Here is an 11,420-nt window from a genome sequence, read left to right as displayed (position 1 = left end):
CAAGCGTCGATCCCCGTCAGGCCGATTTCACGATACGGATCAGCACGAGCAGCACGACCGCGCCCAGCGTGGATTGCAGGATCGTCGCGATGAGCCCGCCGCCCACGCCGAAGCCTATGGCCGGAAACAGGAACCCCGCGATCACCGCGCCGACCACGCCGACGACCATGTTGCCGAGCAGGCCGAAACCGCCGCCGCGCACGAGCGTGCCGGCGAGCCAGCCCGCGACGACGCCGACGATCAGCATGGCGAGTATGCTGGAAAATTCCATGGGGTCCTCCCTCGGGGGCCGGTTATTCCGCGGCGCGAAGCGGCTTTCCGTCGCCGCCGTCGGGACCTTCGTCGTCCTTGTGCCGCGTCGCGTCAAGGACGCGCTTCAGGTCGGCGAGGCGCGGCTCCTGCGGCGGCGCGTCGGGATCGTCTGTCGGGGCGGTCGCGGTCGGCCCGTCGCTTCCGTCGTCCCAGATGATCTCCGGCGCGCGCAGGCGCCGCGCGGCGCGGCGCAGCGCCCAGTCTTCCGCAAGCCGGCTCGACCGGCCCGCGCCGGCTCGCGCCAGCGCGCGCGCGACCCATTGCGCGTAGATCACGATCCAGACGCGGACGGAGAGCGCCGCGGGCGTCACGACGAGCGTGAGCACGGTGGCGATTCCCAGCCCGAACACCACCGCGGTGGCGAGCTGCTTCCACCAGAGCGCCGTGGGGCTGTCGATGGTGTAGCCGCCGCCGAAGAAGTCGAGGCTGAGGCCGAACATCATCGGCGCGAGGCCGGCCATCGTGGTGATCGTGGTCAGCAGGACAGGCCGCAGCCGGTCCTCGGCGGTGCGCGTGATCGCCTCGAGCCGCGGCATGTAACGCGCGTAGTCCTGAAAGGTGTCGATCAGCACGATGTTGTTGTTCACCACGATGCCCGCCAGCGCGACGATGCCGGTGCCGGTCATGATGATCGAGAAGGGCTGTTCCATCACCACCATGCCGATCAGCACGCCCGTGGTCGAGAGCACCACCGCGAGAAGCACCAGCGCGGCGTTGTAGAAGCTGTTGAACTGCGCCAGCAGGATGATGAACATGAGGCCGAGCGCGCCGGCGAACGCCTTCATCAGGAACTGGCCGCTTTCGGCCTGGTCCTCCTGGTCGCCCGTCCACTCCCACGCGATGCCGGCGGGCAGGGGGTCGCTCTCCAGCCATTCGGTGAGCAGCTCGATACGCTCGTTGGCGTTGACCGTTGCGGTGGTCGCGCCGTCCCAGCCGGAACCGTCCCCGGCGGCCGCGGCGATGCGCGCCTCCGCCTCCTCGGCCTCGTGCAGGCCCAGATCCGTCCCGTCCGCGGCGCTCACCCGCACGAGACCCGGCGCCACGTCCGCCTTCACGTCGAGGTAGCGCGTCTGGTTCACGCGGTTGATTTCTGCGAGCTTCTGCACGGGCTTGCGGGTGATGAAATTGGCCAGCGGCACCAGCCCGTCCTCGGTGCGCACGCGCAGCGTGTCGAGGGTGGAGAGCACGCGGTCCTCCTCGGGCAGGCGCACACGGATGTCGATCTCCTCGTCCGAGCTGGGCACCCGCATGGTGTCGAGCAGAAGCCCGCGGGTCACGAGCTGGACCATGGCGCCGACGGTGGCCACGTCGGCGCCGAAGCGGCCGGCCTTCTCCACGTCCACGTCGATTTCCCAGTCGATGCCGGGCAGGGGCCGCGTGTCCTCGATCAGGGTCAGCGCCCCGGTTGCCTCGAATTCTGCCCGGGCGATGCCCGCGGCCTCCACCAGCCGGCCAAAGTCGTCGCCCTTGAGCCGCAGGTGCACGGGCTTGGCCGAGGCGGGCCCGCCGGTGCTTTCGAGGATCTCGGCGTCGATGCCGGGCAGCCGGTCGAGCTCGGCCGAGATCTCTGCAAGTACCGTGTCGCCGTCGAAGGCCGGGTCCTTGACGCGGTATTCGTAGTCGAAAAGGCCGAAGAAACTTGCCGTGGCGCGGGCGTCGGGCCGCTCGTCCCAGGGGATCGTCTCGAGCTGGATCTGCCCGATCGTGTCCTTGGGCGCCTCCGCGCCGCCGGTGTTGGAATCGAGCCCGCCCTCGCCGGCGAAGGCGAAGGCCGAGCGCACGGCGGGGTGTGAAAGCACGTTCTCCTCGGCCTCGCGCACCATCGCGTCCTTCTCGGCGAGGCTGAAATTGCCGCGTGCCTTGACGTAGACGATGGCGCGTTCCGGTTCGCTCTCCACGAAGAACTCGACGCCGCGGTTGTTCTCTCCGTAATAGGAGAACACGCCCAGAACGAAGGCGACCACCGCGCCGATCGTCACCAGCGGCATGACCGGGTTGCCGGTCACGAAGCGGATGAGATGACCGAAGGGGGTGCGCCGGTGGCCCGCGCGGATGCGCTTGCGCCGCGTGGGCAACCGGGCGGCGCCCATGGTGATCGACAACGCCACGGCCGACAGCAGGAAGATGGCGACGCCGGGCAGCGCGCCCCAGGCGCCCGGCAGCGGTGGCCTGCCGCCGAAGAGGTAGCCCGGGTTGAGCACCTGCATCGCGCTTAGGAAGAGCGCGTAGCCCGCCAGCGGCACGAGCGCGGCGCGCACCACCCAGGGCAGGCCGCGCCGCAGCGCGTGAGAGGCGCGCGAGAAGCCGCGGCTGAGCCGCCCGCTCACCCCGCCCATCACCGGCAGGTAGACCAGCGCCACGACCAGCGAGGCCGACAGCACGAAGATCAGCGTGACGGGCAGCATCCCCATGAACTCTCCCGGCACGCCGGGCCAGAAGAGCATCGGCAGGAAGGCGCAGAGCGTCGTCGCCGTGGAAGAGACGATGGGCCAGAACATGCGCTTGGCGGCCTCGACATAGGCGCGCATGGGGCCGGACCCTTCCCGGATCCGCTTGTCGGCATATTCGACAACCACGATGGCGCCGTCCACGAGCATCCCCACGGCCAGGATCAGGCCGAACATGACGATGTTCGAGACCGCGACGCCCATCACCGCGAGCAGCGCGAAACAGAGCAGGAAGGAGGTGGGGATCGCGAAGCCCACCAGAAGCGCCGCGCGCGTGCCGAGCGAGGCCAGCACGACGATCATCACCAGCGCCACCGCCGTCAGCACCGATCCCTCGAGCTGGCTGACCATCGAGGCCACCTCGCGCGAGGTGTCGTTCGACGTGCCGATCTGCACCGCGGCGCGCAGTTCGGGCGGCCAGTCGGCCCGCGCCTCGTCGACGAGCGCGCGCACCTCGGCCGCGGTGTCGATGATGTTGAAGCCCTTGCGCTTGACCACCTGCAGCGCCACGGTCGGCGCGCCGTCGAAACGCGCGGTGCCGTCGCGGTCCTCGAAGGTCAGGTTGATCGTGGCGATGTCGCCCAGCGTGACAACCCGCTCGCCGTTCGTCTTGACCGGAAGCTCGTAGACGTCCCGGGGCTCGTCGAAGCTCGACGGGATCTTGACCGCGAAGGCGCCCTGCGCGGTCTCGACCTCGCCCGCCGCGATGAGCTGGTTGTTGTTGCGTACCACGTTGACCAGTTCGGACGCCGTCACGTTGTAGGATTCGAGCCTGAGCGGGTCGATCACCACCTCGAGCATCTCGTCGCGATCGCCCGCGATCCCGGCCTCGAGCACCGGCTCCAGCCCCTCGATCCGGTCCTGCAGGTCGCGTGCCACGCGGAACATGGTGCGCTCGGGCACCGGGCCGGTCAGGTTGACGATGAGGATCGGGAATTCGGAGAAGTTGATCTCGTTGATGGAATACTTCTCGAAGCCGTCGGGAAACTGGCCTTCGGCGGTGTTCATCGCGTCGCGCACGTCGGCCAGCGTCTTGGACTTGTCCCAGCCGAACTCGAACTCGAGGGCGACGCCGGCGTACCCTTCGGCGGCGGTGCCGGTCATGGTATCGAGCCCGTCGAGATCCGACAGCTCCGTCTCCATCGGCTTGACGAGCAGCGACTCGGCGTCCTCCGCCGAGATGCCGGGGAACGGCACCGACACGAAGAGCGCGGGGATCTCGATATCGGGCTCGCCTTCCTTGGGCAGCGCCCAGTAGGCGTAGCCGCCCGCGACGAGCGAAAGCGCGATGAAGGCCAGAACCATCCGCGCGCGGGTTGCCGCCCAGTCGACGATGCCGGTCATTGGGTGGCCTCCGCCTCGCGGTATTCGGGACGGACGCGAACGCCGTCGGTGACGTATTCCTGGCCGCGCACGATCACCGCCGCGGTGTCTGGCAGGCCCGCGATCCAGACGCCGTCCACCGTGTCGCGCAGAAGCGTGACCGGCGCGAAACGGGCGCGGTTGTCCGCGTCGACGACCCGCACGCCGAGCCGCCCGTCATCGTCGAGCGTGAGCGCCGATTGCGGCAGCAGATGCGCGGGCTCGCCGTCGGCTGCGATCACGATCTCCACCGTCTGGCCGGCGCGCACGGAGAGATCGGGGTTGGGCAGGTCCACCTCCACCCGGAAGGTCCGCGTCTCGGGGTCGGCGGAGCGTGACACGAACGCCACGCGCCCCTCCACCTCGCGCCCCGAGACGAAGCGGGCGCGGGCCGGCGCGCCCGGTTCGACGCGATCCACGGACATTTGGGGCACGAAGCCCACCAGCCGGATCGGGTCGAGCTGCAGGACGCGCGCGCAGAGCTTGCCGGGCTGCATCAGGCTGCCCAGCTCGGCGGTGTCGCTGTCGAGAAGCCCGGCGAAGGGTGCGGCGATGGTCAGCCGCCCGATCTCTGTCTCGGCGCTCTGGACCGCGGCGCGCGCGGCCTCGATGCCCGCGCGCACGCTTTCCAGCTGGCCGATCGCGGCCTCCAGCCCCGCCTCGGCGGCGCGCGCCTCGGCGCGGGTCGCGGCGACGCGCGTCTCGGCGGCGAAACCGCTCTCCGAGAGGCGCGCGGCGGCGGTGGCGTTGAGGTCCGCCGCCTCGAGGCGGGCGCGCGCCTCGGTCACCCGGGCCGCGGATTCGGGCACGCGGGCCTCCGCCTCCGCAAGCCGCGCCCGGGCCTCGTCGAGCGCGGCCTCCCGCGCGCCGGGGTCGAGCCGGCATAGCACGTCCCCCTCCTCGATCATGGCGCCCTTGCGCAGCGGCGTACCGATCACCCGGCCCGACGTCTCGGCCATGATCTCGACGACCCGCCGGGGCTCGGTCTCGCCGCGCAGCATCACCGCGCGGTCGAGTTGGCGCGCCTCGGAGCGCAGCGCGAGCACGCGAACGGCCTCGACCGAAGCGTCCGCCGATGTCGAGGATGCCGCGTCCTGCGAGGCGGGCGCGGCCCCGCCCGGCGTGCCTTCGGCGGAGGTGGCGGCGCCCGGCGCCGCGTCGCGCCCGGCGAATTGAAGCAGCGCATCGCGCTCGAGCACTATCAGGTAGAGCGTCGCGGCCACAGCCAGCGCGGTCAGGATGGAAAGTCGTCGCATCGCGTATCTTTCATGACGCCGCACCGGCGCGCGCCGGTTGTGACGTGTAACTTGTGAACCTTACGCTGAACCGTTTCGTTCAGATTAGACTTTTGCGCCAGGTGGTGCAAGGCTGAACCGATCGGTTCAGTCTTGCCGCGGCCGGTCGGCCTTGGCACCGTGCCGGCGAGGCGTTAAGACACGCCCAAAGCGCAGGAGGCGATCTTGAGCGACGGGGACAGCTTCATCGAGGAAGTGGCCGACGAGGTCCGACGCGACAGGCTCTATGGGGCGATGCGCCGCTACGGCTGGATCGCCGTGGTCGTCGTGCTTGCCATCGTGGGCGGCGCGGCCTTCAACGAGTGGCGCAAGGCCGACGCGGCGCGCGCGGCCGAGGCGACGGGCGACGCGATGCTGAGCGCGCTGCAACGGCAGACGCCGGAGGCGCGGGCCGAGGCGCTGGCCGGGATCGATGCGCCGTCCCCGGGGGCCGCGGCGGTGGCCGCGCTGCTGCGCGCGGCGGAGCTGGGCGAGGCGGGCGAGACGGCCGCGGCCGCCGACACGCTCGCGTCGGTCGGTGGTGCGGGGGATCTGCCGGACATCTACGCGCGGATCGCCGCCTTCAAGGCGCTGCTTCGGCAGGGCGACGCCTTGCCGGTGGAGGAGCGGCGGCTGCGTTACGAGGCGCTCGCAGAGCCCGGCAACCCGCTGCGTCTGCTGGCCGAGGAGCAACTCGCCCTCATCGACGCCGAGCAAGGCGATAAGGAGGCCGCGATCGCCCGCCTGGAGGCCGTGCGCGAGGATGCCGAGGCGGGCGCGGGCTTGCGTCGGCGGGCAACTCAGTTGATTGTGGCGCTCGGCGGCACGCCACGAGCGTTCGCGGACGGCTGAGACCAGGGCGCGGTACGGCAGAGCGGCACGACAGAAGGGCGACACGGCGGATGAGGGCAGGCGGTTTGAGGTCTCTGGTGCATCTGGCGGCGCTGTCCGGGCTGACCGTGCTGGCCGCCTGTTCCGAACGGGAGGTGATCCTTCCCGGCGAGCGGGTGGGCCTGCGCGCGGTGCTCGACGGCCCGACCGCCGTGCCCGATACCGAGATCGCGGAGCCCGAAAACCGGGCCGAGGCGATTTCTCTCCCGCCGGCGCGGGCGAACGCGGATTGGCTTCAGGCCATCGGCACGCCGAGCGCGCGCCCGGAGCATCCCGCCCTCGGCCGCACGCTTCAGCGCGCCTGGAGCGCGCCCATCGGCGACGGAGACGCCCGGCGCCGCCGCATCACCACCGACCCGGTGGTGGCCGATGGCCGCATCTTCACCCTCGACAGCCGCGTGCAGCTGTCCGCCACCTCGGCGGGCGGGGAGACGCTCTGGACCCGCAACCTCACCCCGCCGCGCGATCGCGCGGGCGAGGCCTCGGGCGGCGGGCTCGCGGTCGGTGGCGGACGGCTTTACGCCAGTTCGGGCTATGGCTCCGTCTCGGCCCTCGATCCGGCGAGCGGGGACCTGATCTGGGAACAGAAGCTGCGCGCCCCCGCAACCGGCGCGCCCACCTATTTCGACGGGGTGCTGTACCTCGTGGCCGGCGACAGCAGCGCCTGGGCGATCGAGGCCGACACTGGACGTGTGCGCTGGCAGATCGACGCCGTCGCCGACGCGAACAACGTGGCCGGCGGACCGGCGCCCGCGCTCGGCGGGGATCTCGCCGTGTTCGCCTTCGGCAGCGGAGAGATCCAGGCGGTCTTCCGCAAGGGCGGGCTGCGGCGCTGGAACGCCATCGTCTCCGGCGAGCGGCGCGGCCGCACGCTGAACACGGTCAACGACATCACCGGATCCCCAGTCATCGACGGGCGCCGGGTCTATGCGGGCAGCCATTCGGGACGCCTCGTGGCGGTCGACCTGGAAAGCGGCGAGCGGCTCTGGACCGCGGAGGAGGGCGCGGCGGGGCCCGTATGGCCGGCGGGTGGTGCGCTTTTCCTGATCAACGACCGCAACCAGCTTCTGCGCCTCGACGCCGAGGACGGCAGCCGCGTCTGGGCGGCCGAGCTTCCGGGGTTCACGCGCGACCGCCCCCGCCGCCGCGCCGAAATCCATCCAAGCTACGGCCCGGTGCTGGCCGGGGGGCGCATCATCGTGGCGTCGGGCGACGGCGTGTTGCGCGTGTTCGACCCGCGGGACGGCGGGCTCGTGCAGGCGGTCGATATCCCCGGCGGCGCGACGAGCGCGCCGGTCGTCGCGGGCGGCACGCTCTACGTCGTGTCGCGCAACGGGCGTCTGCACGCTTTCCGCTGAGCGCGAAATGCGCTATCGGGCCGGGTCTGACCGACCGGAGCCTTCCTTATGAGCTTTCGCCTCGCCATCGTGGGCCGCCCCAATGTGGGCAAGTCCACGCTCTTCAACCGTCTCGTGGGCAAGCGGCTGGCGCTGGTGGACGACCAGCCCGGCGTCACCCGTGACCTGCGCGAGGGTGCGGCGCGGCTCGGCGCGCTGAGGTTCACCGTGATCGACACGGCCGGCCTCGAGGAGGCGACGGACGAAAGCCTGCAGGGCCGGATGCGCCGGCTCACAGAGCGCGCGGTCGAGCAGGCGGATGCCTGCCTTTTCCTGATCGACGCGCGGACGGGCGTCACCCCGACCGACGAGGTCTTCGCCGAGATCCTGCGCAAGAAGGCCGATCACGTGATCCTCGCGGCCAACAAGTGCGAGGGCACGGCGGCCGAGGCTGGCCTGATCGAGGCCTGGGGCCTCGGGCTGGGCGAGCCCCTCGCGCTGTCGGCCGAGCACGGTGAAGGGATGGCCGACCTCGCCGCCGCGCTCTTCCCGCTCGTCGAGGCCAAGCAGGAAGAGATGGAGGCCGAGGCCCCGCTCACCGATCTCGACGTGGACGAGGAGGGCCGGGCCGAGGGCGCGGGCGGCCCGACCGTGGCGCGGCCCTTGCAGATCGCCGTGGTGGGCCGGCCCAACGCCGGCAAGTCCACGCTCGTGAACCGCATCATCGGCGAGGAGCGGCTGCTGACCGGCCCGGAGGCCGGCATCACCCGCGACGCGATCTCGGTCGCCACGCGGTGGGACGGGCTGCCGGTGCGGATCTTCGACACGGCGGGGATGCGCCGGAAGGCCAGGGTGCAGGACAAGGTCGAGAAGCTCTCGGTCGCGGATGCGCTGCGCGCGGTGAAGTTCGCCGAGGTGGTGGTGGTGCTTCTGGATGCCGCGATTCCCTTCGAAAGCCAGGACCTTCGCATCGCCGATCTGGCCGAGCGGGAGGGCCGCGCCGTGGTCGTCGCGGTCAACAAGTGGGACGCAGAGACCGACAGGCAGGAAAAGCTGCGCGACCTGCGCGAGGCGTTCGAGCGGCTTCTGCCGCAGCTCCGCGGCGCGCCGCTCGTCACCGTCTCGGCCAAGACGGGGAAAGGGCTCGACCGGCTGCGCGCGGCCGTGGCGCGCGCCCATGATGTCTGGAACCGCCGCGTGCCCACGGCGCAGCTCAACCGCTGGCTCGGCGAGATGGTGGCCGCGCACCCCCCGCCCGCGCCGGGCGGGCACCGCATCAAGCTGCGATACATGACGCAGGCCAAGACCCGGCCGCCCGGCTTCGTCGTGATGTGCTCCCATCCAGACAAGATGCCCGAAAGCTATTCGCGCTATCTCGTCAACGGGTTGCGGGACGATTTCGACATGCCGGGCACGCCGATCCGGCTGTGGATGCGCAGCCAGTCCGACCGGAACCCCTACAAGGCGAAGAAGAAAGCGCAGCCTTCAAAGCTACGCAAGCATCTCGACGGGCGCTCGGGGCGTTAGCGGCGGCGCAGGACCACCGCGGCGGCCACCGCGATCGCGCCGGCCCCGGCGAGCGCGGCGACGAGCGGTTCCGGCCGCGACAGGTTCGCCACCGTGACGCCCGCGAGCGCCCAGATCACCGCCGCGCCGTATTCCGGCGCGCGGGTCACGCGCAGTTGAACGGCAAGCGCGATGCCCAAGGCCAGGGCGAGCATGGCGAGGGCGGTCGGCACGGGCGCCAGAACGCCGTAGCCGCCCAGGACGACGCCGAGCCCCACGCAGCTCGCCGCCGTGAGCCAGCCCGCGTAAAGCGCGACGGGCGCTTCCTGCCAGAGCCGGTCGGTGCGCCCCGTCCGCGCGAGGGCGAGCAGGGCGAGCGCGAGCATCGCCCAGATGAGCACGGTGGCCCAGATCGCGGAGAGCTGCGCCACCCCGAGCCAGGCCGCGCCAAGCACGAGGCTGCCGGTGAGCGGCCAGCGCATCGGCGCCCAGTCGTCGCTGTCGGGCCGCGCGAAAAGGCCGAAGGCGGTGCCGGCGACGAGCCAGAGATAGATCAGGCCCCAGATGGCGAAGGCCCAGCCCGCCGGCTGGACCGGCGGATCCTCCAGCGGCACCGGGAAGGCCGCGGTGTCGAACCCGTCGAAGCCGGGGTTCACGAAGGGCGAGGCGGCGAAGAACACCGCCGCGGTGAAGCAGAGAATCGCGGCCATCCTGTCCATGCGGCGCACAGCACACCACGCGGGGGGACGGTGCAAGCTCAGTCTTCGGCCGGCGCGAAGCGCAGCCTGCGCCCGCCGAGATCGCGGAACGCCCGCTGACGGCAGGACAGCACGAGGATCTGGATGTCGGCGGCCTGCCGGTGGAGCGCGTCGAACATCCGCTCGATACGCTCGTCATCGGTGAAGACGAGCGCGTCGTCGAGGATGACCGGCGCGTGACGGCCCTGTGCCGTAAGCATCCGCGCGAAGGCGAGGCGCACGAGCAGCGCGAGCTGTTCCTGCGTGCCGCCCGAAAGGATGTTCACCGGCTCTTCCTGGCCATCGCGGATCAGCGCGCGGGGCAGAAGGGTGTCATCGGCCCAGACCAGCTCCGCCTCGGGCCAGAGCAGATGAAGAAGCGGGCGCAACTCACGGGCGACAGGCGAGAAATAGCGCTCCCTAGCGGCCTTGCGCGCGTCCTCCAGCGCGCCTTCCAGCCGTTGCAGCGCGGCGACCTCGCCGGCATAGGCCGCCGCGCGGGCCTCGGCGGCGGCATGGCGGGCGCGTGCGTCGGCGAGTTCTTCCTCGACCGCCTCGCCTGCGGCCTGACCGATCCGCGCGTCGAGCGCCGCGAGGCGCAGGCGAAGCTCCTGCGCCTCGGCCTGGGCGCCGGTCACCACGCCCCGGGCCCGGCGCAGCCGTGCGCGCGCGGCCTCGAGGTCGGGCGCATCGCGTTCGAGCGCGGAAAGCGCCGCCGCGGCCTCGGCGTCCTTCGCCTCGAGCGTGACGCGTTCGGCATCGAGCGCGGCCTCGTCCGCGTCCCCGATCCGGGCGAGCGCGGCCGCCGCCGTCTCCAGCCTGTCGCGCGCCGCGCGGGCGCGGGCGTCCGCCGCGGCGCGTGCCTCGCGCCGCGTGGCGAGCGTGGCCTGGGCCCGCTCCCGCGCCTCCTCCGCGGCCCCGAGCGTGGCCGCCGCCGCGGCGCAGGCGGCCTCCGCGGTGTCCGGATCGGGCGCGGTCGGATCTTCCGGGTTCTCGTTGGCGGCCGGCAGGGCGGCGATGGCGGCGCGAAGCGCGTCGGTGCCGTCCGGCGCAAGCGCGTCGAGACGCGCCGCGGCTTCAGCCGCCTCGCGGGTTGCGGCCTCGCGCGCCGCGGCGGCCTCGCGGGCGTCCTCGAGCGTGTCCGCCCCGGCTGCGGCCAGCGCCTCGGCGAGGGCGCGGGCGGCGGCGTCCATGTCCGCGGCACCGGCGCCCGCGGCTTCTCCGGGATCGATCTCGAGCCGCCCGATCTCCGCGATGTCGAGCGTGGCCGGACCGGTCAGCGCGACCTGCGCGCCGTCCTCGAGCACGCGGCCGTCAAGCGTGACCCGGCCGGGGTGACCCCTCGCGTAGCGCATGGTCAGCTGCGCCGCGCGCGCATCGCGCAGCGCCCGGGCGGTGGCGAGGTGTTGCGCGGCAGCCTCGATCCCGCGCATCGCTTCGGCGTCGGGGCCTCGCCGGGCCCGCCGGGCGGCGGCATCGCGCGCCTGCATGGCCGCCTCGGCCCGGGCGAGACGCCCGGTCAGCTCCGCGCGCCGGCGCGCGCCGTCTGCCGCC

At 72.1% G+C, this 11,420-nt stretch carries 8 protein-coding genes; 3 read left to right on the top strand and 5 right to left on the bottom strand.

Going from position 1 to position 11,420, the window contains the following annotated elements; genetic code table 11:
* Window positions 1-16: 16 nt before the first annotated feature.
* Genes AB6A65_RS00040 through AB6A65_RS00030 form a run of 3 tightly spaced genes read right to left on the bottom strand, consistent with a single transcriptional unit; the run spans window position 17 to window position 5,377 of the window.
* Entirely contained in the window at window positions 17-271 is a 255-nt protein-coding gene (locus tag AB6A65_RS00040) for a GlsB/YeaQ/YmgE family stress response membrane protein (RefSeq protein ID WP_371036305.1), read from the bottom strand.
* Window positions 272-293: 22 nt separating this feature from the next.
* Window positions 294-4,103, bottom strand: a complete 3,810-nt coding sequence (locus tag AB6A65_RS00035; RefSeq protein ID WP_371036304.1) for an efflux RND transporter permease subunit — start codon at window positions 4,101-4,103, stop codon at window positions 294-296.
* The gene (locus tag AB6A65_RS00030) at window positions 4,100-5,377 is read right to left on the bottom strand and encodes an efflux RND transporter periplasmic adaptor subunit (protein ID WP_371036303.1); all 1,278 of its coding nucleotides are present in this window, start codon (window positions 5,375-5,377) and stop codon (window positions 4,100-4,102) included. The genes AB6A65_RS00035 and AB6A65_RS00030 overlap by 4 nt, the downstream gene beginning before the upstream one ends.
* A gap of 204 nt (window positions 5,378-5,581) precedes the next feature.
* On the opposite strand from AB6A65_RS00030, the gene AB6A65_RS00025 reads away from it, so the two are divergent.
* From AB6A65_RS00025 to der, 3 genes are all read left to right on the top strand, one after another.
* Window positions 5,582-6,247, top strand: coding sequence for a hypothetical protein (locus AB6A65_RS00025; protein WP_371036302.1), 666 nt, complete (start codon window positions 5,582-5,584; stop codon window positions 6,245-6,247).
* Between the two features lie 65 nt (window positions 6,248-6,312).
* Entirely contained in the window at window positions 6,313-7,644 is a 1,332-nt protein-coding gene (locus tag AB6A65_RS00020; protein WP_371036301.1) for a PQQ-binding-like beta-propeller repeat protein, read from the top strand.
* A gap of 48 nt (window positions 7,645-7,692) precedes the next feature.
* Window positions 7,693-9,150, top strand: coding sequence for a ribosome biogenesis GTPase Der (gene der / locus AB6A65_RS00015; RefSeq protein ID WP_371036300.1), 1,458 nt, complete (start codon window positions 7,693-7,695; stop codon window positions 9,148-9,150).
* On the opposite strand, the gene AB6A65_RS00010 is transcribed toward der, so the two are convergent.
* Together AB6A65_RS00010 and AB6A65_RS00005 are read right to left on the bottom strand one after the other, a co-directional pair.
* Entirely contained in the window at window positions 9,147-9,839 is a 693-nt protein-coding gene (locus AB6A65_RS00010) for a hypothetical protein (RefSeq protein ID WP_371036299.1), read from the bottom strand. The two genes, der and AB6A65_RS00010, sit on opposite strands and share 4 nt — an antisense overlap.
* Before the next feature lie 47 nt (window positions 9,840-9,886).
* On the bottom strand, window positions 9,887-11,420 hold a 1,534-nt coding region (locus tag AB6A65_RS00005), incomplete at its 5' end, for an ATP-binding protein (protein WP_371036298.1).

It is taken from the genome of Rhodosalinus sp. FB01, assembly GCF_041365715.1.
Lineage (GTDB): Bacteria > Pseudomonadota > Alphaproteobacteria > Rhodobacterales > Rhodobacteraceae > Rhodosalinus.
Note: the sequence above shows the minus strand (reverse complement) of the source record. Positions and strands in the feature narration are given on the sequence as shown.

What these genes read in the sequence shown, in the direction of transcription:
- AB6A65_RS00040 (WP_371036305.1), bottom strand. Translation starts at nt 271, where the DNA reads ATGGAATTTTCCAGCATACTCGCCATGCTGATCGTCGGCGTCGTCGCG.
- AB6A65_RS00035 (WP_371036304.1), bottom strand. Translation starts at nt 4,103, where the DNA reads ATGACCGGCATCGTCGACTGGGCGGCAACCCGCGCGCGGATGGTTCTG.
- AB6A65_RS00030 (WP_371036303.1), bottom strand. Translation starts at nt 5,377, where the DNA reads ATGCGACGACTTTCCATCCTGACCGCGCTGGCTGTGGCCGCGACGCTC.
- der (WP_371036300.1), top strand. Translation starts at nt 7,693, where the DNA reads ATGAGCTTTCGCCTCGCCATCGTGGGCCGCCCCAATGTGGGCAAGTCC.
- AB6A65_RS00010 (WP_371036299.1), bottom strand. Translation starts at nt 9,839, where the DNA reads ATGGCCGCGATTCTCTGCTTCACCGCGGCGGTGTTCTTCGCCGCCTCG.